The organism is Bordetella sp. 02P26C-1, from assembly GCF_009763255.1.
Lineage (GTDB): Bacteria > Pseudomonadota > Gammaproteobacteria > Burkholderiales > Burkholderiaceae_B > Bordetella_A.
The window spans coordinates 1-23,025 of record NZ_WSJB01000025.1 but is presented as its reverse complement, the minus strand read 5'-3'; the positions used below and the strand labels follow the sequence as shown (position 1 = coordinate 23,025).

The following is a 23,025-nucleotide window of genomic DNA, read 5'->3' as shown; positions in this document are numbered from 1 at the left end:
GTAGTCCGCGACCCGCGCCTATGCCCTGTGCGCTAGCGGCCCGCGGACTTCGCGGTGACGCCGCCCGCCATACCCATATCCGTGTTGGGTACATCGCGCACGATCACGCGCACATCTTGCTCGGAAATGTCGATGCTTTCATGCACTGCACGGCTTACCGCCGCAATCAGCGCGGCCTTTTTCTCTTCCGTGCGGCCAGAGATCAGCATCGCCATGACCAGCGCCGCATCCTTGCCAAGCTCGCCGGCCACGATCACATTTTCGGCCGGGATCTCGGTCAACATCACACGCACGCTCGGCAAGGGCGCGCCGATGCTATCGACCACCGCCTGCGACACCTTCGTCAACAACGCTTGCTTCTGCTGGGCCGAGCGGCCCTGCACGATTTGCACTTTCAAGATAGGCATACGACTTCCGCGTTTAGGTGAAAAACATCAGTCATCATAGCGAAAAAAGCGCGCGATCGATGCAGGTTAGCGCTGTGCAGCGATCGATCAAATCGCTCAGGCAGCGTGCCGGGAAATCGGCTCGGCAGGCTCTGTAGCGGCGCCCGCCTCGGGCGATGGCGTTGACGCCGCCGCGGGCGTCTCGGTACTGCCTTCCTGCAAGGCCGGGGTGACGAGATCGACCACTTTTTTCCGGGAAAGCATACCCAGAAACTCGTCATCCTCGCCCGTCACGGCAACCGGCTGATCGCTATGGACGAGTCGGGCCAGGACTTCGTCCAGCCCGGCAGTCGCGGGAATCGATGCCAAGTCCTCGACATAGGCGGACACGTCGCGCGCGCCAGCCTGCACGGCGCGCTGCGCCGCGGCTTCCGTCAGCACCCCCGCCAATCGCTTGCCGTCCAGAACAGGCGCATACTCGTAGTTCAATGCGTGCAGGCGGTCCAACGCATGCGCCGGGCGCGAGCGCATCGTCAGCGTCAAGCGAGTCGGGTTCACGGCATGCGCCGCGTTGAGCACCTTGGTGCGGTTCACATCCTGCAAAAACGCTTGAACGTAGTCATTCGACGGATTCAACAGGATATCTTCGGGCGTGCCCTCCTGCACCAGCTCGCCATCTTTCAAGATCGCGATCCGGTTGCCAAGTCGCAGCGCCTCATCCAGATCGTGCGTGATGAACACAATGGTTTTGTTCAGCTTGGCCTGCAACTGCAACAGATGATCCTGCATCTCCCGACGGATAAGCGGATCCAGCGCGGAAAACGCCTCGTCCATCAATAGAATCTCTGCATCCGTGGCCAGCGCTCGCGCCAATCCAACGCGCTGCTGCATCCCACCGGAGAGTTGATGCGGATACTGCGCCTCGAAACCATTGAGCCCCACCTGATCCAACCAGTGACGCGCGCGCTCCTCGCGTTGCGCTTTAGGCACGCCCTGCACGGTCAACCCATACGCCGCGTTTTCAAGCACCGTGCGATGCGGGAACAGCCCAAAGCGCTGGAACACCATGCTCATCTTTTTCTGACGGAAGGTCTCGAGTTCGCGCTTGCCCAGACTCACCACGTCCACGCCATCGACCAGAATCTGCCCGGCGCTGGGCTCGATCAGACGATTAAAGTGCCGGATCAAGGTCGATTTCCCCGAGCCCGACAAGCCCATGATGACGTAGATACTGCCCTCTTCAATCGACAGGCTGATGTCGCGCAAGCCTAGCGTGTGACCGCTCTTGGCGAGCAATTCTTCCTTGCTCATGCCGCCCTGCGCGGCCGACAGCCATTTTGCCGGATGCGGACCAAAGACTTTATAAATATTCTTGACTTCAATCTTGCTCATCGTTGGCCTCCTTGGCGGACGCGATGTCCGTAAGATTGCGTGATTCGGTCAAACAGCACCGCCAACACCACGATGCCCAGGCCGGCCAAGAGCCCTCGGCCGACTTCCAGACGATTGATACCTAACAGTACTTCATAACCGAGGCCGCGTGCGCCAATCATCGAAGCGATCACCACCATCGACAACGCCATCATCGTCGTCTGGTTAATGCCCGCCATGATGTTGGGCAGTGCCAGCGGCAGCTGCACGCCAAACAACTGCTGACGGGCATTCGCGCCAAAGGCGCGCGAGGCTTCCAGCACCTCGCGATCGACCAACCGTATGCCCAGATCCGTCAAACGAATCAGCGGCGGCACCGCGTAAATCACCGTCGCGATGATGGCCGGAATCTTGCCCAGCCCAAACAGCATCACGACCGGAATCAGATACACAAAACTCGGCATCGTCTGCATGACGTCCAACACCGGCAGCATGACCGCGCGCAGCCAGTTCACCCGCGCCATCAGAATACCGACCGGGATGCCGATAATCACCGACAGGCCCGCCGCCATGATCATGAGCGCCAAGGTCTGCATGCCAGCATCCCACAGACCCAACACACCGATCACACACAGCAGCGCCCCCATGGCGATGCTCAGCCCGATGCGCCGGCTCACGCCCCACGCAATCGCGATGGTAGCCAGCACGACCAGCCACCAAGGCGCGCCACGCAATACCTGTTCGAGCCAGACCAACGCGCTTAGAAACGGCTTGGATAACGCCTCCAAGGTATCGGCGTACTGCGTGACGAGATGATCGACAAACCCGTCGATCGCACCACGCACGGCGCGTGGTGGAATAATCTCTGGAAACATAAAAACCTCCTTACGGCATGCCGTAGAGCGATGCGGCCGAGAAACAAGCATTCAGCCGCATGACCCTAGTCACGCCCGACTGCGAACATCTACAGAACGTTCCGGGCATTCCGGCGCTATGCAAAGTGTGCTGCAGCGAAAAACGATTCAGGGAAAGCGCTGGGGCGATACCCGCAAATGAAGACGAATCGCCACGTACGGCGCTTTCGGCGCGGTGCCCGACAACGCTTTCCAACGCGGCCAGTGCGTGCCCGGCCGCATTCTTATCAATGCCGCTTACAGCGCGGCCTGCACCCGCTCTGCCACCTCGGCAGGCACCCACTTGGTCCACACATCCGCCTTATTCTTGAGGAACCATTGGGCCACATCGGCGGCGTCATCGCCGGACTCTTCCATGTGCGCCAGCGTCGCGTCCATCTCGGGCAACGGCACGGCCACCTTGGAGAAGAACTCGGTCAGCTTGGGCGCCTCTCGGGCGAACTTCGTGTTCACGCCGGTAAACACCGGGTTTTCCGGATAGGCGCTAGGCTTGGGATCCTTGCAATCCGGCGAAGTCAGGCACTTGTGCGTTTCGGCGTCATAGGCCGGCAGGTCCAGCTTGACCAGATCCATCGAGCCCACCAGCGGCGTGGGGTACCAGTAGTAAAACACCACGTTCTGTTTGCGCTTATACGCCGAGGTCAGCGCCGCTTTCTGCGCTGCACCCGTGCCGGGCGAATACAAGGTATACGTATCGTCCAGCCCTAACGCATGGAACAGGTTCGTGCTGGTGACCTCACAGCCCCAACCCGCCGGGCAGCCGTAAAAACGGCCTTTCGAGGGCTCTTCCGGATCTTTGAATTCGTCCTTGAACTTCGGCAGATCGGCCGCGGACTTCAGCTCCGGCAGGCGTTCGGCCGTATAGCGCGGGATAAACCAGGACTCGCCACCCAGATAGAGTTCGCCAACGCGTTTGACCTTACCGGTCTTCTCGGCCTTCTCCCACGGTTCGGCGACGCTATTGAGCCAGATCTCCGTGTTCACATCGAGATCACCGCGCTCGAGCGCGGCCAAAGCGGGCAGCGTTTCGGTGGGCAGCGTCTCGGTCTCGCAACCATAGCCTTTTTCCAGGATAAAACGCTCGACATCGACTAAGACGAGGTTGGACTCCCAGTTCATACCGCCGAACTTCACCGGCCGGTTCACCTCGCAAGTCGCATCGGCGGCCTGAGCCGAGCCCGCGAAAGCAAGAAACACCGCCGCGGCGGAGAGGGTTTTCACAACATTGAATTGCATGGCTTTTGCCTCCATAGGTTCAGGGACACCACGCCGGACAAAGCGCCCGTGGGTGCCGTGGAGCTAAGGGGGTTGTGCGGAAGACGGGCAGAACCGCCAATACAAACCGACACTAGCAGCAGGGTCGTGCGTCAAAGCGGACGTCGACCCCGTGGACAGCGAGCCCGTGCGTGAAAAATCTCACGCGCAGGCTGACAGAAATTGAGCACAACTAAATGAAGAAGACAGCATCTTAACGGATTTTCCCGAAACGCCCAAGCCCAGATCGACACATTTAGTCATAAATAGGATGAGATTTCGGCGCAACGCCGGCCTCGCCCAAGCGACAACGCCCCGGCATACCTATGCTGCATTGCAATAAGTCACAAACACACAAAGTTACGTTTTGACCGTAGTCATTACTGTACTGGCAGCAAAAAGCCCGCCTTTCAGGCGACCGGCTATCGGAAGAACAACCGAGCATCGGGCGCTTGAGGGCGGGCTGACGAGTTACGTCGTGGTTACGGTTTACTGGCCCGTGTACATGTACGCCCGCCGCCACGGATACGCCAGATCCGGCGGATTATCCAGTTCGTCCGCACGTCCAAATGCCGGGCTTGTGCCCAGCACCTGATGTAGCGCGATCCAGCCATGCTCGAAGGCCATCGCGCACCCGGCGAGGTACAGGCGATAGGCACGCAACGAGCGCTGCCCTTGCTCACCCTTGAGAACCTGCGCGGCCTCTTCCAGGCGCGCCTCCAAGGCATCACTCCAGGCCCACAAGGTGCGCGCGTAATGCGGACGCAGGTTTTCCACGTCCACGCCTTCCAGACCACCGTGGGTCATCGCCTCCATCACGCAGCTGATATGCGTCAGCTCGCCGCCGGGAAAGATATATTTTTCGATGAACTCGCCCATCCCGCTGCCCAGCTCGCTGTTATAGACGCCGGCCGCGGTGATCCCGTGGTTCATGATAAGCCCGCCGGGCTTGACCAGGCGACGCAGCTTGGCGAAATAGCCCGGCAATTGTGCGCGACCCACGTGCTCGAACATACCCACCGACGCCAGCTTGTCGAAAGGCTGCGACTCGTCGAGCTTGCGGTAATCGAGCAGCTCCATCCGCACACGGCCCGACAAGCCTTTTTCTTCGATGAGCTTGTTGACATAGGCGTGTTGATTGCGCGACAAGGTGATACCCGTAGCGTCCACACCGTAGTTTTCCGCGGCCCACAGCAGCAGCCCACCCCAGCCCGCGCCCACATCCAGGAAGCGCTCGCCGGGTTGCAGACGTAGCTTGCGGCAAATGTGGTCCAGTTTGGCTTCCTGCGCCTGCGCCAGCGTCATTTCGGGCGTCCGATAATACGCGCAGGAATAGACCCGGCGCGGGTCCAGCCACAATGCATAGAAATCGTCCGACAGATCGTAGTGAAACTCGATCTGCTTGGCATCACGCTCGATGGAGTGACGCCACACCGATGCGACTTTTCGTACTAGTTCGGTGAGCCATCCCCCTTTTGCCGCCTCGACGGGCGAGCCCGGCAATAACGCCGCCGCGGCGGCCATAACATCGCGCATATTGCCCTGTATGTCGATGCGACCTTCGACATAGTCCTGCCCCAACACACCAACCGACCCCTCGGCCAGATGCGCCAGCGCGGACTTTTCGCGCGCGACAAAGCGCACTTGAGCATCGTTCGGCCCGACGATAGCGCCATCGGGCATCTGCAACTGCACAGTCACGGGCAAGGCATTCAACTTGCGTTCAACTACGGACAGCAACGGATTCACAGCTTCTCCCCTGTGTAAACGAACCCAGCAACTCTAGCCGAAAACGATCGGAATCGGCCAGCCCTTGACGCGTGCTAGTATCCCTGACTCGCTTTCGGATTGGTCACGCCGCGCGGCCCCTGTATGCAGATCAGCGCGTGCCGTGCGATCCCCGCTCACTGGTCGCTCCTACTCGTTCATGCCATCGCAGTCCTTGTCGCGTCGCCTGCCAGGTTGGCTCATACTGATGGGCGTGCTCACGGCCATCGGCCCGTTTTCGGTGGACATGTATCTGCCCGGGTTTCCCGCCATCGCCGAGGGCCTGCAAGTCTCTCGTGGCGATGTCGAACGAACCCTCGCATCCTATCTGGTGGGCTTGGCGCTGGCGCAAGTGTTTTATGGCCCGCTGGCAGATCGCTATGGCCGCAAGCTGCCCATGCTCGGTGGCCTCGCGGTTTATACCGCCGCGTCCGTGGGCTGCGCGATGGCCGATAGCATTCACATGCTCACCCTTTGCCGCGTGCTGCAGGCGATGGGCAGCGCGGCCGGGATCGTCATTCCCCGTGCGGTGATCCGCGACCATTACGAAACCCAAGACGCCGCGCGCGCCTTGTCCATGCTGATGCTGATCATGGGCGTGGCGCCAATCCTGGCGCCGCTCGCCGGCGGCCAGTTGCTGGCTTTCATGGGCTGGCGCAGCTTGTTCTGGCTGATGGCGGCCGTATCACTCGCCATGCTGATCGCGGCACATTTCATCATGCATGAATCGCTTGCTCCCGCACGCGTGCAGCCATTGAGCGCGCGATCGATCGCGCGCAATTATCTGGCCTTATTACGGCACCGGCGATTCATGGCGCATAGCTTCGCGGGTGGCCTGGGATCGGCGGGCATGTTCGCCTACATCATTTGTTCGCCGCGCGTATTCATCGACCACTATGGTGTGGCGCCTCAGTACTATGGCTTTCTCTTTGGAGCCAACGCCGCCGGCCTGATTGTCGGCTCGCAGGTCAGCGCGCGCATGCTGCGCAACCGCAAGCCCGCAGAACTGCAACGCGCGGCTCAGTACGCGCTGGCAGGCACCGGTCTGATCGCTTTGGCGTGGACGCTGACCGGCGCCATGACTTTGCCTGTTCTCATGGTGTGTTTGATCGGGTATATGTTCAGCCAGGGCTTCGTCAACCCTAATTCGGCCGCCCTCGCCTTGGCCGAACAAGGCATGCGACTGGGTGCGGCGTCCGCGTTATTGGGAACATTGCAGATGAGCTGCGGCGCCCTCGCCGGCGCCGCGGTCAGCGTCTGGCAGACCGACGGGCCGTTGCCGCTGACCACGGTGCTCGCCTTCTGCGCCACGCTATCCTGGTTGTCGGGCCGCATTGCCCGGCGATAAGAGCCAACACCGGTGTAAACAGAGACAGGCGGGTGCTACAGCAGACCCACGCGCCTGTCACAGGGAAACGTCACAGCGGCTTTCCCGAGACACTCCGCGCCGGAACGCTTGCTTGTTTTCCCCTTTTCATACTAGAATGGCGAGCTTCGCAAGAAGTTTTTCCCGTGAGTAGCCTACTATGCTTTGTAGCTACCACTTTCGACCAGCACCCCGTGTATAGGTACAGCGGGCGGCGGGTAGCGGGTATAAGCACGGGCACCTAGCCCATCTACCTGACTTTCCTTCCCCAGCTTCGCCATACGCGGCCAGAACAGAGGTAAAACACCATGGCACGCGTATGCCAAGTAACTGGCAAAGGCCCGATGACGGGCAACAACGTTTCGCACGCGAACAACAAGACCAAGCGTCGCTTCCTGCCCAACCTGCAATCGCGCCGGTTCTGGGTTGAAAGCGAGAACCGCTGGGTTCGTCTGCGTGTTTCCGCCAAGGCTATCCGCATCATCGACAAGAACGGCATCGACGCCGTCCTGGCCGATCTGCGCGCTCGCGGCGAAGTGGCCTGATCCGGCCCATCACATTCTAGGAGCAAGACATGGCCAAAGGTATCCGCGAAAAGATCAAGCTCGAGTCGACTGCCGGCACGGGCCACTTTTACACGACCACCAAAAACAAGCGCAACATGCCTGAGAAGATGCTGATCAAGAAATTTGATCCCGTCGCTCGCAAGCATGTGGACTACAAGGAAACCAAGCTGAAGTAATTCAGCCGGTGGTCCGTAGTCACCGCGGCCTCGCTATTGCGAGGCCGTTTTTTTTTGCCTATTGCCGCTCTCTGCTCAGCGATGGGATTGTGACGATAACCGCGCGGGATCCAGCAACACCGAAACCCCTGACTGGGCCTGCGCAGCGCGGCGCGAACATTCGCGAAAGGTGCGCGCCGTACAGCCCGCGCAGATACCCGGATCCAGCCGTTCGTAGATGCTCGCGATGGCCGTCGCCTTGTCGGGAAAAATATGGTCTTCGCCCAACTCCTCGATAAAACCGGTACGCTGCCACATCTCCAGTACGGCCGGTCGCGGACGATGGAAATACAGATCGCCGCCCATTTCACGCCGCTTGCGCAGTTCGACCTCCCACACCATGGCGCCGGCGTGGTCGATGAAGTTCATGCTTTTCGCCATGACGAGCAAATGCTTCGGCGCATCCGGCTCGGCGCGCAGCGCCTGCAAACGATCCGCCACGTGCGCCACGGCGCCAAAATAGACAGACCCTTCCATACGCAGCAACTTCAATTGCGGACACTCGGGCAACTCGTCCGGATGCCCTTCCAACACCACAAAATGCCGATCCGGATCACTGGCGCGAAACCCCATGACGCGCATCGCGGGGTGCGACGTTCGATGCAGGTACGCCATCAGCGACAGCAAGGTGCCCAGCAAGATCGCGATTTCCATGCGTATCGTCACGGTCGCAATCAAGGTCGCCAGCGCGATATAAAACTCGTTGCGCTGCACCCGCAGCAACCGCCGCCATTGGGGCCACGCAAACAAATTCCAGGCCACTAACAACAGCAGACCCGCGATCGCGGCATACGGAATGCGCGCCAGTAGCGGCGCACTGACCATGACCAGCACCAACAACAACACCGCCGAAAACACCGATGCCAGGGGCGTGCGCGCCCCCGCTTCAAAATTCGGAATCGAACGATTCAACGAACCGCAAGACAGATAGGAAGAAAAAAATCCTCCCACGATATTCGACAGACCTTGACCCCGAAATTCACGATTTGCATCGATGATCTGCCCCGATCGCGCCGCCACGACTTTGGCAATCGAAATCGACTGCGCGAGCGCCACGATCGATAGCGCAAACGCGAGACCTAGCAGATCCGGCAACATGCTCCACTCGATGCGCGGCACATGAAAAGGCGGCATCGGCGACGGTAAAACTCCAAGCGTGCTGATTCCCTGCGCCGCATCAACGTAAACCCACGCGTTGAGCATCGCGGCCACCCCAGTACCCGCCACGAGTCCGATCAACATATGCGGCTTGCGCGGATCCCAGCGCCGCGCCCACAACGCCACCGCCATCGTCACGATCACCACCAGCACCGCACCCGCCTGCCATCGCGCCCAGCCGCCCAACACGCTACGCAGCACGCCAAAAGCACCGTGTGTATGAACATCGCGCAGCCCCACCGCATCTTTCAATGCGTGCACCGCGATCAACACCGCCGCACCACTGGTAAAGCCGAACAACGCGGAAGGCGAAATAAAGTTCGCCAGCGCCCCTAGACGCAGCGCGCCCACCAGCCACTGCAGCACGCCAACCAAGATCGTGACGGCCAACGCCATCTGGATATATTGAGGACTGCCCGCAAGCGCCAGCGGCGCCAACACCGCATATAAAGCCAGCGAATTCGCGTTCGTGGGCCCCGACATCACGTGACGGCTGGAGCCGAACAACGCTGCAATCACACAAGGCACAATAGCCGAATACAAACCATACTGGGGCGGCAAACCCGCGAGCGTGGCGAACGCCACCCCTTGCGGCAGCACCAGCAACGCGCCCAACAATCCCGCCAATACGTCGGCACGCAATGTGGCGGGCGTTACGTCCTGAACCCACGTGCCAAACAAGCGACTCGCGATCTTATTCACACCTGCCACATCCCTTCGATCAACTCGCATCGCCACCGCGCCGTGCGCGCATTGCCTGGCTCATATCCGACAGCGCCACATCGTCCAGCAAACGCGACGCCATGGGCAACAGCTCTTCGTCTTCACGGCGTAAATGCGCGGCGTATTCCGCGCAGAAGCATTCGGCATGAGCTTTATCGATTTGTGCGTGACGGCCGGCGCTGATCGCCTCCAACGCGGGATGTAAGCCGTCCCATAGCCGTTCCAGCCGGCGATGATCCTGCGTCAGGGCATCCACGATCTCGTGAATGCAGCGGGCATCGCTGCCCGACATGGACTCGATCAATGCAGGAAAAAGGTCTTCTTCTTCATCCCGATGATGCAACCGCGCCGCCGTATCGAAATAGCGCATCACGCTCGCCGCGGCCGTTTGGGCCACCTCGTCGGATCCGTGTTGCGCGACATGCGCGGCCAATCGCAGCAGCGTTTCGCACTGGCGCGTCATACGTTCGTGACAGGCTGACAGCAGCGCCAATGGCGTATCCAGCCCTGCGGCGGGTGACGAATATCCCGGTATATCGATAGCCATGATCGGCCCTATTGGTATTGGCCGACTCTTCATGACCTACCCGTCAGCGTAACGCGAGTCGACTGCTGAAAACTATCGTATCACGGCGCATCAAACGCACTGAAAACACGGCATAGAACGGCACCTATGTCACGAAAACAACATGTTTTAAGGGGTTTTCGCAAAGAAATGCGCGCACAGACCTGAAGTTCCGCTATCATCGGCCGCGAGATGTCCCGTGCCGGCCGTCGGTACCCGGCTATCTCGTGTTCTCAACATACGGATTTCGACCATGGCTACCAAAGCAAAAGCTCCCGCCAAGAAAGTCAGCAAGACTGCTGCCAAAGCCCCCGCCACCAAGGCTGCGGCCAAGAAAGCACCCGCAAAGAAGGCAACCGTCGCTAAGACCGCTGCAGTGAAGAAGACCCCCGTCGTCAAAGAAGCGCTGAACAAGTCTCAGTTGGTTGCTCACCTGGTTGCGCAATCGGGCGTCGAAGCCAAGGCGGTCAAGGCCGTTCTGGCAAGCCTGGAAGAAACCGTCCTGGGTTCCGTCAACAAGAAAGGCGCTGGCGAGTTCGCGCTGCCCGGCCTGATGAAAGTGACCGTGCAAAAGGTCCCCGCCAAGGCCAAGCGCTTCGGCAAAGACCCCTTCACCGGCGAAGAGCGCTGGTTCCCGGCCAAGCCCGCTTCGGTCAAGGTTAAGGTTCGCCCGCTGAAGAAACTGAAAGACGCTGCACAATAAACTGTCGCCGTTCTGACGCTACACCACAAGGCCCGTCTCGCAAGCGACGGGCCTTGCCGCTTTTGCGCGCGGGACAACGCGCGCTATTCTTTTTCTGACAGTTGGCCCACCGATGTCTGCTTCCACACCGAGAAAAACGCCCACGCCGGCACTGACCACGCCCATCGTCTTGCTCATGGCCACCGCGACGGGGCTGGTTGTGGCCAGCAATTACTACGCGCAGCCCTTGCTTCATACGATCAGCCAGCAATTCGGCTTGAGCGAGACCGCAGCCGGCGCCATCGTCATGACCGCGCAACTGGGCTATGCGCTAGGTCTGATGCTGCTGGTGCCGTTGGGCGACATGGTCGAACGGCGCTCGCTGATCGTGGTCATGACGCTGTTGAGCGCGTGCGGGTTGTTGATTTCGGGCTTTGCCAACAGCTTTCCCATGCTGCTGATCGGCACGGCATTGACGGCCATTTTGTCGGTTGTCGCACAGGTACTCGTTCCCTTTGCCGCGACGCTGGCCGCGCCAGAACAGCGCGGCAAAGCCGTGGGCACCGTCATGAGCGGCCTGCTGCTAGGCATATTGCTCGCTCGCACGGTCGCGGGCGGGTTGGGCAATCTGGGCAGCTGGCGGATCGTTTATTGGGTGGCGTTCGTGTTATTGGTGTTAACCACGGGCGCCTTATGGCGTGTTCTGCCGCGACATAAGCCGCAAAACCACCTCAGCTACACGGGCCTGCTCGCCTCGATTTTTCATCTCTACGCGCGCGAGCCTCAGTTCCGTGCGCGCTCGCTGCTGGGCGCGCTGACGTTCGCCGCGTTCAGCATGTTCTGGACACCGTTGACGTTTCTGCTGGCCTCGCCGCCCTATTCTTATTCCGACGGCACCATCGGCTTGTTCGGCCTCGCGGGCGCGGCGGGTGCCCTGGCGGCGAATCGCTTCGGACGGCTAAGCGATCAGGGCCATGGCAATCTGGCGACGCGACTCGGTCTGGCGCTAATGGCCGCCTCCTGGCTGCTGCTCGCGCTCGGCGCGCATTACCTCGCCGCGCTGATCATCGGCGTGGTCGTGCTCGACATGATGATTCAGGGCGTACACATCACCAATCAAACCAGCCTGTACCGCCTGCAGCCCGAGGCCCGAGGCCGTCTGACCGCCGGTTATATGACTTCGTATTTTCTCGGTGGCGCCGCCGGGTCGATGGCCGCATCCGCGCTTTATGCAGCGGCGGGCTGGCTGGCCGTGTGTGCCGGCGGCGCGCTCGTTTGCGTCATCGGCCTGGTGTACGCCCTTTGCTCACCATCGGCGCGCCTGCCCGAAAACCACCCCACCGCCCCCGAGCGCTAGGGACTCTTTATAATCAACGGTTTGACCGACGCTGTAGATCGCAGCGCGGCCCCTTTTCTTTCGAGATACGTGCACGAGCCCATGCAGGAACGTTACAGCCCCACCGCCGTCGAAGCCGCCGCCCAACAAGACTGGCAGGCGCGCGACGCTTACCGTGTCACCGAGCACGCCGTGAATGCCGATGGCTCCGAAAAGCCGAAGTTCTACGCGTGTTCCATGCTGCCTTACCCCAGCGGCAAACTGCACATGGGCCATGTCCGCAACTACACCATCAACGACATGATGGCGCGCCAGCTGCGCATGCGCGGCTATAACGTGCTGATGCCCATGGGCTGGGACGCCTTCGGCATGCCCGCCGAAAACGCCGCCATCAAGTCCAAGGTGCCGCCCGCGAAGTGGACCTACGACAACATCGCCTACATGAAAAAGCAGATGAAGGCGATGGGGCTGGCAATCGACTGGTCGCGCGAAATGTGCGCCTGCGATCCGAAATACTACAAGTGGAACCAATGGCTGTTCCTGAAGATGCTGGAAAAAGGCATCGCCTATCGCAAGACGCAGGTCGTGAACTGGGACCCGGTCGATCAGACCGTACTGGCCAACGAACAAGTCATCGACGGCCGCGGCTGGCGTTCGGGCGCGCTCGTCGAGAAACGCGAGATCCCCGGCTACTACCTGCGCATCACCGATTACGCCGAGGAACTGCTGGAACACGTCCGTGATGGTTTGCCCGGCTGGCCGGAACGCGTACGCCTCATGCAGGACAACTGGATCGGTAAATCCGAGGGCCTGCGCTTTGCCTTCCCGCACGAGATCAAGGGCGAAGACGGCAATCTCATCCAGGATGGCAAGCTCTACGTCTTCACCACGCGCGGCGACACCATCATGGGCGTGACCTTCTGCGCGGTCGCTCCCGAGCATCCCCTGGCCGCGCACGCCGCGAAGACCAATCCGGAGCTCGCCGCGTTCATCGAACAATGCAAGCTCGGCGGCACCACCGAAGCCGAGATCGCCACTCGCGAAAAAGCGGGCATGCCCACTGGCCTGTCCGTCACACACCCCCTGACCGGCGAACAAATCGCCATCTGGGTCGGTAACTACGTGTTGATGAGCTATGGCGACGGCGCCGTGATGGGCGTGCCCGCCCACGACGAACGCGACTTTGCATTCGCCCAGAAATACCAATTGCCGATCAAGCAGGTCGTCGCCGTCGAAGGCAAGACCTATTCGACCGACGCCTGGCAAGAATGGTACGCGGACAAGCAAAGCGGCCGCACCATCAATTCCGGCAAATACGACGGCCTGTCCTTCAAAGACGCCGTGGACGCCATCGCCGCCGATCTGTCGGCCAAGGGCCTGGGCGAAAAACAGACCACGTGGCGCCTGCGCGACTGGGGTATTTCTCGCCAACGTTACTGGGGCACCCCGATCCCCATCATCCACTGCGCCGATTGCGGCCCGGTGCCGGTGCCCGAGAAAGACCTGCCGGTCGTGCTGCCCGAAGACCTCATCCCGGATGGCAGCGGCAACCCGCTGGCCAAACACGAGGGCTTCCTGTCCTGCCACTGCCCCAGCTGCGGCAAGCCCGCGCGTCGCGAAACCGACACGATGGATACCTTCGTGGATTCCTCGTGGTATTTCATGCGCTACACGTCGCCGGACAACGATCAAGCCATGGTCGATGCCCGCAACGACTATTGGATGCCGATGGATCAATACATCGGCGGCATCGAACACGCAGTCCTGCACCTGTTGTACGCCCGCTTCTGGACGCGTGTCATGCGAGATCTGGGCCTGCTTAAATTCGACGAGCCGTTCACGAAGCTGCTCTGCCAGGGCATGGTGCTCAACCATATCTACTCGCGCAAGAACGCCAAGGGCGGCATCGAGTATTTCTGGCCCGAAGAAGTCGAGAACCAATACGACGCCAAGGGCGCGATCATCGGGGCGAAACTCAAGTCCGACGGTTCCGACGTCCAGTACGGCGGCGTGGGCACCATGTCCAAGTCGAAGAACAACGGCGTGGACCCACAGGCCCTGATCGACACGCTGGGCGCGGACACCGCGCGCTTGTTTGTCATGTTCGCCAGCCCCCCCGAGCAAACGCTCGAATGGTCGGATTCCGGCGTAGACGGCGCGAACCGCTTCCTGCGTCGCCTCTGGGCGCTCTGCCATGGGCAACGCGAAACCATCGCCCGCGCGCAGTCGCTCAAGATCGACTGGAGCGGCGCCCCCGCTCCCGTCAAGGATCTGCGCCGCGAAGTCTATGGCCTGCTCAAGCAAGCCGACTACGACTATCAACGCATCCAGTACAACACCGTGGTGTCCGCCAGCATGAAGATGCTGAACGCGATCGACGGCGCGGAGCTGCCCGACGGCGATCACGCCGACGCCGCCCGTGCCGAAGCGATCAGCATCCTGCTGCGCGTGCTATACCCGGTCGTCCCGCACATCACCTGGTTGCTGTGGCGCGATCTTGGTTACGCCGGCACTTTCGGTGACCTGCTGGACGCTCCATGGCCTACGGTGGACGAGGCCGCACTGGTCGCCGATGAAGTCGAACTCATGCTGCAGGTCAACGGCAAACTGCGCGGCTCCATCCGCGTCGCCGCCCAGGCCTCCAAGGCAGAGATCGAACAGATCGCCGCCGCGCAGGAGGAAGTCGCTCGCTTCCTGGAAGGCCGTCCGCCCAAGCGCGTGATCGTGGTTCCAGGCAAACTCGTCAACGTCGTCGGTTAAGAGGCCACGCATGCAAAACGCCGCATTCCGCCTGCACCATCTCCGCTCCCGCTGGTGGCTGCGCGCCACCGCCCTGGCGGCCGTCATGCTGCTGGCGGCTTGCGGCTTTGCCCTGCGTGGCGTCACGCCACTCCCGTTCAAGACGTTGTATGTCGGCGCGCCAGACAATACGCGCTTTGGTGCGGAGTTGCGGCGCGCTATCCGTGCCGCCTCGCCCGATACGCGCCTGGTCGACAAACCGACCGATGGCGAAGCCATTCTGCAGGTGATCGGCAATGAGCGTTCTCTGCGCGAAGTGTCGCTCACCGCGCAAGGACGCGTGGAGGAATACGAGCTGGGCATCGACTTTTCCTTCCGCCTGATCACCAACAAGGGTGCGACCATCCTGCCCGACACCACGCTGTCTGTGTACCGCGACATGCCCTATGACGATCAATTCGTCCAGGCCAAGGAAGTGCAAATGGAAACCCTCTACCAGTCCATGCAGCAATCGCTGGTGGGCCGCGTGGTCCGACGCATCACCGCCCCCGAAGTCAAAGCCAGCTACGAAGCCATTCAACGCGGCGAAGACAACCCCGACGCGCCCGTCTACGATCCCAACGTCGAGATCAAAGACGATCGGCCCGACAGCTGGCGCACGCCCGGTTCGCCCGGCACGGGCTCGTGGTGAGACATGGGGCAGTCGCTAGACGCTGACCGACTGATCGATCATCTGCAACGAGCCGGACAACACTTGGCACCGTTGTACACGGTGTCTGGCGATGAGCCCTTGCTGGTGGTCGAAGCTGGCGACGCCCTGCGTCACGCGGCGCGGCAAGCCGGCTACACCGAGCGCACATCCCTGGTAATGGATGCGCGCAGCGACTGGAGCGCGGTGTTCGCGGCCACCCAAAGCGTCTCGCTTTTTGGCGACAAACGTCTGCTTGAAATCAAACTTCCGACGGGAAAGCCCGGCAAGACTGGTGCCGAGACGCTCGGCAAACTCGCCACCCAAGCCGCCGCACAAGCAGACCCGGATACGCTGATCGTCGTCTCGCTGCCGCGGCTGGACAAGGCCACGCGCGAATCGAAATGGGTGCAGGCCCTGGCGCAAGGCGGCATCATGGTCGACATCGCCTCCATCGACCGCACGCGGCTGCCCGCGTGGATCGGCGCGCGTCTGGTCCGTCAGCAGCAGCGCACGGATTCCGCGACGCTGCAATGGATGGCCGACAAAGTCGAAGGCAACCTGTTAGCGGCACATCAGGAAATCCAAAAGCTCGCCCTGCTCTATCCCGAGGGGCAGCTCTCGGCCGAAGACGTCGAACGCGCCGTGCTCAATGTCGCCCGCTATGATGTATTCGGCTTGCGCGATGCCATGCTCGCGGGCGATGCGGCCCGTACCGTGCGCATGCTGGAAGGCTTACGCGCCGAAGGCGAAGCCTTGCCCCTAGTTCTGTGGGCAGTCGGCGACGAAATCCGCCTGCTTGCCCGCGTGGCCGAAGCCCGCGCCGCTGGTCAGGACAGCGGCGCGCTGATGCGGCGCCTGCGTATATTCGGCGCCCATGAAAAGCTCGCGCTGCAGGCCTTGGCGCGCGTTCCCGCCAACAGTTGGCCGATGGCCGTGCAGCATGCCCACGAGGTCGACCGATTGATCAAAGGCCTGCCCGTCGCCGGCCGCCTGTCGGATCCGTGGGAAGAAATGATCCGTCTGGCCTTACGCATTGCCGCTGGCGGCCGCGCCTGAGCCGCGCGGCACGATACACTTAGACTTTATGAAGGGCGCACCAGGCCCTTCCCCCGAATCATGTCAGACACCATCATGTCCCATACCGATATCGACGACGCCATGCTGGCCCTGGGCGAAAACGCCCGGCGCGCCTCCCGAGTCATGATGCAAGCCACGGGCACCGCCAAGAATCAGGCCCTGCTCGCCATGGCCGACGCCTTGCTGGAACACCGCGAGACCTTGCAGGCCGCCAATGCGCGCGACCTGGAGGCGGCACGCGCCAACGGTTTGGAACCGGCACTGCTCGACCGACTGACCCTATCCGATAAGGCCCTGGCGAAAATGGCCGAAGGCCTGCGCCAGATCGCCAATCTGCCAGACCCCATCGGTAGCACCACCGCCAGCACGCTACGCCCCAATGGCATGCGCGTCGCGCAGATGCGCGTCCCGCTCGGCGTCATCGGTATCATTTACGAATCGCGCCCTAACGTCACGATCGATGCGGCCGCGCTTTGCCTGAAGTCCGGCAACGCCACCATTTTGCGTGGCGGCAGCGAGGCATTCCATTCGAATGTCGCGTTGGGCAAAATCGTGCAAATCGGCCTGCAAGCGGCCGGCCTGCCCGCCGAGGCCGTCCAAGTCGTGGGCACGACCGATCGCGCCGCCGTCGGCAAGCTCATCACCATGACCGAGCATATCGACGTCATCGTGCCGCGAGGCGGCAAGGGTCTGATCGCCCGCCTGTCGCGCGAAGCGCGCGTCCCGCTGATCAAGCACCTGGACGGCAATTGCCACGTGTACATCCACGCCGACGCCGATCCGGAAAAAGCGCATACCATCGCCTTTAACGCCAAGACCTACCGCTACGGTATCTGCGGCGCGATGGAAACCCTGTTGGTCGATGCCAGCGTCGCCCCCACCATCCTGCCCAAGCTCGCCGACGCGCTCATCACCCATGGAGTAGAGTTGCGCGGCTGCGAGCGCACACGCGAACTCGTCCCCGCCGCGAAACCCGCCACCGAGGACGACTGGGCCGAAGAATATCTGGCGCCCATCCTGGCCATACGTATCGTGGACACCTACGACCAAGCCGTCGAGCACATCGCCCGCTGGGGCTCGGGCCATACCGATTCCATCGTCACCGAGAACTTCTCGGTGGCCCAACGGTTCCAGCGCGAAGTCGATTCCAGCTCGGTCTATGTGAATCTGCCGACCTGCTTCGCGGACGGATTCGAATATGGCCTGGGCGCTGAAATCGGCATCTCGACCAATCGCTTGCACGCACGCGGCCCCGTTGGCTTGGAAGGCCTCACCACCCTGAAATGGATCTTGACGGGCGAAGGCCAAACCCGCGGCTAAGCCCCGTTTGTCATCTGTTGTCAGTACGTTATCGCACTCTGGAACCCCATGCCGTCGCAAGTTCTCGCTTACGCATTTAGTCTCGTCACGCTGTGCTTTTTGGTCTGCTGTGTCTGTGGTGTGCTGCTCTTCTTTGTCTATACCGACAAGGTCAACGACACGCTGAAGCATCCCTTGCTCAAGCATGGCTCGTTCCGGCAGCTTCCTCTTGTCATTAAGACATCGATTCTGCAGGACTATTTTTTCCGGCTGGCATTTCCCGGCTTTCACTTCGGCGTATTCCGGTACGCCAACGAGCAGCTCAAACATATCGAGCCGCGCGACGTGCCGCTAGGCATCAAGATTCCTATCGTAGGATTCTGGGCCTCGTGCTGGGTAGGCTTGGTCGCCATGATCGCCGTATGGGTTATCCTGTTCATGTATCGTTGAGTCACCGCCAGGGCCGGCCGCCCCTGATCCTGACAATACCGCGCCATGACTAACACCACACTGACGATCAAGCACGACGAATCCAATGGCCGCTTCGAAGCTCGCGTGGACGGTTATGCCTGCGTATTGGAATACCAACTGCGCGATGGCACCATGATCATCCAGCACACGGGCGTACCGGGTGCAGTCGGTGGACGCGGCATCGCTGCGGCGCTCACGCGGCACGCGCTCGACACCGCTCGCGCTCGCCGCTGGCGCGTGCTGCCGCTATGCTCGTACGCCGTCACCTATATTGCACGACACACCGAATACCAGGATCTGGTCGCCTGAACCATGCCGGCGAATTGCCCTTGTGACAGCCTTCTACCTTATACGCAATGCTGCCAACGCTGGCATCAGGGACCGCAACGATTGCAAGCGCCCACCGCACAGGCCTTGATGCGATCCCGTTACAGCGCGTTCGTGCTGGATGACTTGTCTTATCTGCTGGACACTTGGCACCCGCAGACGCGTCCCGCGACCCTCGAACCGAATCCACCCGATATCAAATGGCTCGGTTTGCAGATTAAAAACCACATCGAACTGGACGCTGACCACGCAACCGTCGAGTTTGTTGCGCGCTACCGCCAGGCAGGCAAAGCTACGCGCCTGCATGAACACAGCCGCTTCGAACGGCTGGAAGGCCGCTGGTTTTATCTCGATGGCGAGTTTCAGTGAACAAGCGGCCGGGTGACGCGCCACACGGGCCCTGTCGGAACCAAACTTTTTGCTTCTTCTCTTCACTTTCAAGGACGACCCGATGTCTTTTTCTCTTCGCCTTAATTTCCTGACTGCTGCTGTGACGATAAGCCTTGCCGGCCCAGCCTTGGCTCAAGATGCCGCCACGGCCCAGAAACTTGCCGAATTCGGTGGTCAAATGCATGCTGTTGCCGTGGCCTGCGGCGACTATACGCCCAGCCAACTCAGCGAGATGAAGGCCGAACAGCAGCGCAGTATGGCGACCAGCGGCTTATCGGCTGCGGAATTCGAAACCGCATTTCAACAAGGCCTTCAGGCCACTCAAAAGAAGATCGCCAGCGGTACCGCACAACAGCGCACGCAGATGTGCGAGCAATTCAGCGCTGCGGGCAAACGCTAAATCGAATTGTCATGACGCCGCCTAGCCTGCACGAGTGAAGCGGCTCGAGCAACGCCCTCCGGGTTACCTCGCTGCTCCCGCCTGACGACGGGCCGCCAGCGGGGATAAAAATTCACTATGGATATAAGGGAAAACCCGTAGTAAACTGCTTTGTATGCAAACAAAGCCCCTCCCGACTCCGGACGCGACGCCGCCGTTGCCAAGCCAGCACGTCAATGCGCGCTTGGGTAGTCTGCTGGGTAGCGTCTATCGCCAGTGGCGTCGACAAATCGACCTCAGCTTTAAGCCGCTAGGCTTATCGGACGCGACCCGAATGCCGCTGCTCGAACTGTACGCCCGCGGCGAACCGCTGCGCCAGAAGGACCTCGCCGACGCGCTGTTTTTGGACACATCGTCCCTGGTCCGGGTACTGGCGTTTTTAAGGGAAGCCGGCTTTATTGACTGGACCACCGACCCCTCGGATCGCCGTAGCAAACGAATCGCCTTAACACCCCATGGCGTTGATATCGCGTCTCAGATTCTGGCGCGTAGTCTTGAGATCGAGCAGACCATACTGGCGGATCTGAGCGACGAACAGTTGTCCGTCACGCGCGGCAGCCTGCACAGTATTTCGCGGCGCTTCGATTCTCTTGGCGACTAAGTGTGCGAACAACGGGTTGCGCGATCTGGCCCTGAAGCTGTGCCTTGTGATCGGCATCTCTCCCCTTTCTTTCAGTACCGCCATTAAACTCAAATGAAGCGTCGCCTCTCTCCATTCCTGTGGCTAAGTTTCGCCATGATCGTGGGTGTCATGGGCACCGCCTTAATCAGCCCGTTGTACGCACTCTACCGAGAGACATGGCTGCTGCAGGCCAGCGATATTTCGCTGATCTATGTAATGTACATGGCTGGCGCGATGTGCGGCCTGTTATTTCTGGGCCGTTTGTCAGACCGCGTGGGATTCCGTCCGATGATGTCTGTCGGTTTGATTCTCATGTTCATCGGGACAGCCATCAGCCTCTACGCTTGGGACGTGGCCAGCTTATGCTTTGGTCGTATTATCGTAGGCGTGGCCTCGAGCATAGTCACCACCAGCGCCAACGCCGGCATGATGCGGCTCGCGCCGCCCGGGCAAACGCAGCGCGCCGCCGTGATGAGCGGCTTTCTACTCGCGGTCGGTTTCGGTCTGGGACCTCTTGTCGGCGGCATCATGGGTCAATGGGCACCGGCTCCCTTGCGCACGACCTATATCCCGACATTAGTGCTGGGTTTAGTCGCGATTGCGGGCATCCTCCGATTGCGGCTTCCGGACTCTGCGCAAGTCCACAAACGCTTACCTGTGGGTCTGCGCGACATACTGCCCAAGCTGACACTGCCGCAGCCCTCAGATATCAAAGCGTTCGCGTTGACGTCTTGCCTGCCCTTCCTGGCCTTTGGCGTATTCGGACTGTACGCGGCCATGTCGCCGTTGTTCCTGGACGAACTCGTTGCCTGGCATGGCCCCGTCGTCAGCGGCACGGCTATCGCATCGATACTGCTCGCGTCGGCCACTACGCAAATGCTATCCCGGCGACTGCGCGTCCATCTCTGCGGAATGCTGGGTCTGCTCAGCCTCGTCGTCAGCAATGCGCTGCTGATGACCAACCTGTGGGCATCCTCCGGCGTATTGTTCGCGCTCGGCGTACTTTTCACCGCCACCGGACACGGCTGGTGCATGCTGGCTGGCATGAGCATGATCAACCGCATCGCCACCGCCGAGAATCGCGCCGGACTGCTGGCCACCTATCTCGTCATCGGTTATATCGGCAGCATGGTTCCGATGATCGGGGTAGGCTGGATCGCGGACTATTGGGGGATGAATGTGGCGGTATGCGTGTTCTGCGTATTCGTTGTGACCACAGGTCTTATTACAGCCATAAGCTTTAAGTCGCATCCGAGGATGCGGCCCTTAAGCTAGACCGACGGTCTCATTGTTCTGGGGCTCGTTTCTCCTACGAGACAAGCCCCCTGCACCGAAGGGCCGATTTCGCGCTACCGGCTGAGCGGGAACCGGCAGGTGGGCGACGTGCCTACGCCGCCACCCTCCCTTCAACGGAGCTGAGCTTACGCCGCCTTCTCCATACGCGACGCGCCGGCGACGTCTGCCACACGAGCCGCTATACGCGCCTGGATCGCAGCCAAGCGCGCATCATTGCCGCTCAGAACGGTGAACCCGGGACGCACGGCGCGACGGCGCATCTGATCCTCAGGGCGCAGCGTGGCCACATCTACGTTTTCAAAGAAGTCACGGTTGCCACCATCGGCCCACGATTCTGAATACAGATTGTGCGCGCGCACCACATCGAATTGATCCAGTTCGAGATGGAAATACGTCACTCGCGACAGCTGGGTTTCCTGGACAATGCTGTGGCCATTTATCAACTGATTCGCCTTGACCAGCACATTGTCGATGAAGACGTGATGCCACGGCGACAGCACGATGTCACGGGCCGGGACCTGATCGGCCAGCGCGTGAACCTTGATGCGCACTGGCATAATGTCCTGACGATCGGCCTCGGTCAAACGCGGCGAACGCAACTGGTAATGGCGCCAGCCCACCCACTTCACTGTGCGCAGACCACTAGCGCCCAATACCACGTCACCCACCTTCAACTCCTCAATTGCCACGGGGCCTTGCGGAGTGTCAATTAATGTCCCAGCAGTAAAGCAGACCGGCAAGCCAGGCGTGCCACCTTCCTCACCGCTTTCCAGGGTAAAAGTCGTGCCCTCTTCGTACTGAGTGTTGGTAAACAGGACGTAACCGCCATCAGCATAAATAACGTAACCGTCTTCAAACAAGCCTTCGATGGTGGTCTGAATTTGACTGTCGTTAATGGTGGTGTCGATCGTTACCAGTTCACCCTGCTCAAATACGCCATCGCCGACTGATTCGATTGCCGTGCTTTGCGCAGCACTGGTGGCCAGCACCGTAAAGCTGCCATTTTCCATGCGCATCAGTGCGCTCGCAAAGCTGGTCTCATAAGTTGCCATGAATCTTTATCCATTCTGATTATTGAGAGAACTGTTTACAGCGCCGACATAGTAGCGAAGTGAAACGCGGAAGGTAGCGGCTTTTACAATGATTAACTAACGGTCCCCGGTAGGCAAACAAAAAGCCCGACGAGTCGTTTCGTCGGGCTTTTTATATGGAATTGGGAGGGGTTTTCTATGGCATGGAGATGCCGAGTCTTTGGGCGTGTCTAAGGCACCGCCGCAAAGACAAAACCCCACCGGAGATCTCCGATGGGGTTTTGAGGATAAGAGCCTGACGATGACCTACTTTCACAAACGAATGTTCACTATCATCGGC

At 60.6% G+C, this 23,025-nt stretch carries 23 protein-coding genes; 15 read left to right on the top strand and 8 right to left on the bottom strand.

The window, feature by feature from the left end; genetic code table 11:
* Positions 1–32: 32 nt before the first annotated feature.
* From GOQ28_RS15030 to GOQ28_RS15010, 5 genes are all read right to left on the bottom strand, one after another.
* On the bottom strand, positions 33–407 hold the full coding sequence (locus GOQ28_RS15030) for a tautomerase family protein (protein ID WP_160352076.1): 375 nt from the start codon (positions 405–407) through the stop codon (positions 33–35).
* A gap of 96 nt (positions 408–503) precedes the next feature.
* On the bottom strand, positions 504–1,778 hold the full coding sequence (locus GOQ28_RS15025; protein ID WP_160357055.1) for a quaternary amine ABC transporter ATP-binding protein: 1,275 nt from the start codon (positions 1,776–1,778) through the stop codon (positions 504–506).
* The gene (locus GOQ28_RS15020; RefSeq protein WP_160352074.1) at positions 1,775–2,632 is read right to left on the bottom strand and encodes an ABC transporter permease; all 858 of its coding nucleotides are present in this window, start codon (positions 2,630–2,632) and stop codon (positions 1,775–1,777) included. The genes GOQ28_RS15025 and GOQ28_RS15020 overlap by 4 nt, the downstream gene beginning before the upstream one ends.
* Positions 2,633–2,908: 276 nt before the next feature.
* Complete coding sequence (locus tag GOQ28_RS15015) at positions 2,909–3,907, bottom strand: ABC transporter substrate-binding protein (protein WP_160357054.1); 999 nt, start codon at positions 3,905–3,907, stop codon at positions 2,909–2,911.
* A 507-nt stretch (positions 3,908–4,414) separates the two neighbouring features.
* Positions 4,415–5,674 carry a class I SAM-dependent methyltransferase gene (locus GOQ28_RS15010; RefSeq protein ID WP_336603786.1) on the bottom strand — a complete coding sequence of 420 codons (1,260 nt, stop codon included), beginning with the start codon at positions 5,672–5,674 and terminating at the stop codon, positions 4,415–4,417.
* A 178-nt stretch (positions 5,675–5,852) separates the two neighbouring features.
* Here GOQ28_RS15010 and GOQ28_RS15005 point away from each other — a divergent pair, with 178 nt between their 5' ends.
* The 3 genes from GOQ28_RS15005 to rpmG all read left to right on the top strand — a co-directional run bounded on the left by GOQ28_RS15005 (position 5,853) and on the right by rpmG (position 7,800).
* The gene (locus GOQ28_RS15005) at positions 5,853–7,040 is read left to right on the top strand and encodes a multidrug effflux MFS transporter (RefSeq protein WP_202109550.1); all 1,188 of its coding nucleotides are present in this window, start codon (positions 5,853–5,855) and stop codon (positions 7,038–7,040) included.
* Positions 7,041–7,366: 326 nt separating this feature from the next.
* Positions 7,367–7,603 carry a 50S ribosomal protein L28 gene (gene rpmB, locus GOQ28_RS15000; protein ID WP_028354123.1) on the top strand — a complete coding sequence of 79 codons (237 nt, stop codon included), beginning with the start codon at positions 7,367–7,369 and terminating at the stop codon, positions 7,601–7,603.
* 29 nt (positions 7,604–7,632) lie between these two features.
* Positions 7,633–7,800 (top strand): 50S ribosomal protein L33, encoded by a 168-nt coding sequence (gene rpmG / locus GOQ28_RS14995; protein ID WP_003810296.1) that lies wholly within the window; start codon positions 7,633–7,635, stop codon positions 7,798–7,800.
* Positions 7,801–7,875: 75 nt separating this feature from the next.
* On the opposite strand, the gene GOQ28_RS14990 is transcribed toward rpmG, so the two are convergent.
* Both GOQ28_RS14990 and GOQ28_RS14985 read right to left on the bottom strand, forming a co-directional pair.
* Complete coding sequence (locus GOQ28_RS14990; protein ID WP_336603785.1) at positions 7,876–9,699, bottom strand: SulP family inorganic anion transporter; 1,824 nt, start codon at positions 9,697–9,699, stop codon at positions 7,876–7,878.
* A gap of 19 nt (positions 9,700–9,718) precedes the next feature.
* Positions 9,719–10,267 carry a hemerythrin domain-containing protein gene (locus GOQ28_RS14985; protein WP_160357052.1) on the bottom strand — a complete coding sequence of 183 codons (549 nt, stop codon included), beginning with the start codon at positions 10,265–10,267 and terminating at the stop codon, positions 9,719–9,721.
* 271 nt (positions 10,268–10,538) lie between these two features.
* Here GOQ28_RS14985 and GOQ28_RS14980 point away from each other — a divergent pair, with 271 nt between their 5' ends.
* The 12 genes from GOQ28_RS14980 to GOQ28_RS14925 all read left to right on the top strand — a co-directional run bounded on the left by GOQ28_RS14980 (position 10,539) and on the right by GOQ28_RS14925 (position 21,633).
* Entirely contained in the window at positions 10,539–10,988 is a 450-nt protein-coding gene (locus GOQ28_RS14980) for an HU family DNA-binding protein (RefSeq protein WP_160357051.1), read from the top strand.
* A gap of 112 nt (positions 10,989–11,100) precedes the next feature.
* A complete protein-coding gene (locus GOQ28_RS14975) occupies positions 11,101–12,324 on the top strand; it encodes an MFS transporter (RefSeq protein WP_160357050.1) in 1,224 nt (407 codons plus the stop codon).
* 81 nt (positions 12,325–12,405) lie between these two features.
* The gene (leuS, locus tag GOQ28_RS14970) at positions 12,406–15,063 is read left to right on the top strand and encodes a leucine--tRNA ligase (RefSeq protein ID WP_160352068.1); all 2,658 of its coding nucleotides are present in this window, start codon (positions 12,406–12,408) and stop codon (positions 15,061–15,063) included.
* A gap of 10 nt (positions 15,064–15,073) precedes the next feature.
* Entirely contained in the window at positions 15,074–15,733 is a 660-nt protein-coding gene (locus GOQ28_RS14965) for an LPS-assembly lipoprotein LptE (protein ID WP_160357049.1), read from the top strand.
* A gap of 3 nt (positions 15,734–15,736) precedes the next feature.
* Entirely contained in the window at positions 15,737–16,789 is a 1,053-nt protein-coding gene (holA, locus tag GOQ28_RS14960) for a DNA polymerase III subunit delta (RefSeq protein WP_160357048.1), read from the top strand.
* 60 nt (positions 16,790–16,849) lie between these two features.
* Complete coding sequence (locus GOQ28_RS14955) at positions 16,850–18,130, top strand: glutamate-5-semialdehyde dehydrogenase (protein WP_160357047.1); 1,281 nt, start codon at positions 16,850–16,852, stop codon at positions 18,128–18,130.
* Positions 18,131–18,178: 48 nt separating this feature from the next.
* The gene (locus tag GOQ28_RS14950; RefSeq protein WP_160357046.1) at positions 18,179–18,559 is read left to right on the top strand and encodes a hypothetical protein; all 381 of its coding nucleotides are present in this window, start codon (positions 18,179–18,181) and stop codon (positions 18,557–18,559) included.
* Between the two features lie 45 nt (positions 18,560–18,604).
* Positions 18,605–18,889, top strand: coding sequence for a GNAT family N-acetyltransferase (locus tag GOQ28_RS14945; RefSeq protein ID WP_160357045.1), 285 nt, complete (start codon positions 18,605–18,607; stop codon positions 18,887–18,889).
* A 3-nt stretch (positions 18,890–18,892) separates the two neighbouring features.
* Entirely contained in the window at positions 18,893–19,276 is a 384-nt protein-coding gene (locus tag GOQ28_RS14940) for a YchJ family protein (RefSeq protein ID WP_160357044.1), read from the top strand.
* A 49-nt stretch (positions 19,277–19,325) separates the two neighbouring features.
* Positions 19,326–19,697: a hypothetical protein gene (locus GOQ28_RS14935; RefSeq protein ID WP_236844380.1), complete on the top strand. Its 372-nt coding sequence runs from the start codon at positions 19,326–19,328 to the stop codon at positions 19,695–19,697.
* A gap of 223 nt (positions 19,698–19,920) precedes the next feature.
* Entirely contained in the window at positions 19,921–20,337 is a 417-nt protein-coding gene (locus GOQ28_RS14930; RefSeq protein WP_272898856.1) for a MarR family winged helix-turn-helix transcriptional regulator, read from the top strand.
* A 93-nt stretch (positions 20,338–20,430) separates the two neighbouring features.
* On the top strand, positions 20,431–21,633 hold the full coding sequence (locus GOQ28_RS14925; RefSeq protein ID WP_160357043.1) for an MFS transporter: 1,203 nt from the start codon (positions 20,431–20,433) through the stop codon (positions 21,631–21,633).
* A 146-nt stretch (positions 21,634–21,779) separates the two neighbouring features.
* On the opposite strand, the gene GOQ28_RS14920 is transcribed toward GOQ28_RS14925, so the two are convergent.
* Positions 21,780–22,706 carry a Hint domain-containing protein gene (locus GOQ28_RS14920; protein WP_160357042.1) on the bottom strand — a complete coding sequence of 309 codons (927 nt, stop codon included), beginning with the start codon at positions 22,704–22,706 and terminating at the stop codon, positions 21,780–21,782.
* Positions 22,707–23,025 lie beyond the last annotated feature (319 nt).

Coding starts and splice junctions, on each gene's coding strand:
- GOQ28_RS15030 (WP_160352076.1), bottom strand. CDS start 407: ATGCCTATCTTGAAAGTGCAAATCGTGCAGGGCCGCTCGGCCCAGCAG.
- GOQ28_RS15025 (WP_160357055.1), bottom strand. CDS start 1,778: ATGAGCAAGATTGAAGTCAAGAATATTTATAAAGTCTTTGGTCCGCAT.
- GOQ28_RS15020 (WP_160352074.1), bottom strand. CDS start 2,632: ATGTTTCCAGAGATTATTCCACCACGCGCCGTGCGTGGTGCGATCGAC.
- GOQ28_RS15015 (WP_160357054.1), bottom strand. CDS start 3,907: ATGCAATTCAATGTTGTGAAAACCCTCTCCGCCGCGGCGGTGTTTCTT.
- GOQ28_RS15005 (WP_202109550.1), top strand. CDS start 5,853: ATGCCATCGCAGTCCTTGTCGCGTCGCCTGCCAGGTTGGCTCATACTG.
- rpmB (WP_028354123.1), top strand. CDS start 7,367: ATGGCACGCGTATGCCAAGTAACTGGCAAAGGCCCGATGACGGGCAAC.
- rpmG (WP_003810296.1), top strand. CDS start 7,633: ATGGCCAAAGGTATCCGCGAAAAGATCAAGCTCGAGTCGACTGCCGGC.
- GOQ28_RS14985 (WP_160357052.1), bottom strand. CDS start 10,267: ATGGCTATCGATATACCGGGATATTCGTCACCCGCCGCAGGGCTGGAT.
- GOQ28_RS14980 (WP_160357051.1), top strand. CDS start 10,539: ATGGCTACCAAAGCAAAAGCTCCCGCCAAGAAAGTCAGCAAGACTGCT.
- GOQ28_RS14975 (WP_160357050.1), top strand. CDS start 11,101: ATGTCTGCTTCCACACCGAGAAAAACGCCCACGCCGGCACTGACCACG.
- leuS (WP_160352068.1), top strand. CDS start 12,406: ATGCAGGAACGTTACAGCCCCACCGCCGTCGAAGCCGCCGCCCAACAA.
- GOQ28_RS14965 (WP_160357049.1), top strand. CDS start 15,074: ATGCAAAACGCCGCATTCCGCCTGCACCATCTCCGCTCCCGCTGGTGG.
- holA (WP_160357048.1), top strand. CDS start 15,737: ATGGGGCAGTCGCTAGACGCTGACCGACTGATCGATCATCTGCAACGA.
- GOQ28_RS14955 (WP_160357047.1), top strand. CDS start 16,850: ATGTCAGACACCATCATGTCCCATACCGATATCGACGACGCCATGCTG.
- GOQ28_RS14950 (WP_160357046.1), top strand. CDS start 18,179: ATGCCGTCGCAAGTTCTCGCTTACGCATTTAGTCTCGTCACGCTGTGC.
- GOQ28_RS14945 (WP_160357045.1), top strand. CDS start 18,605: ATGACTAACACCACACTGACGATCAAGCACGACGAATCCAATGGCCGC.
- GOQ28_RS14940 (WP_160357044.1), top strand. CDS start 18,893: ATGCCGGCGAATTGCCCTTGTGACAGCCTTCTACCTTATACGCAATGC.
- GOQ28_RS14925 (WP_160357043.1), top strand. CDS start 20,431: ATGAAGCGTCGCCTCTCTCCATTCCTGTGGCTAAGTTTCGCCATGATC.
- GOQ28_RS14920 (WP_160357042.1), bottom strand. CDS start 22,706: ATGGCAACTTATGAGACCAGCTTTGCGAGCGCACTGATGCGCATGGAA.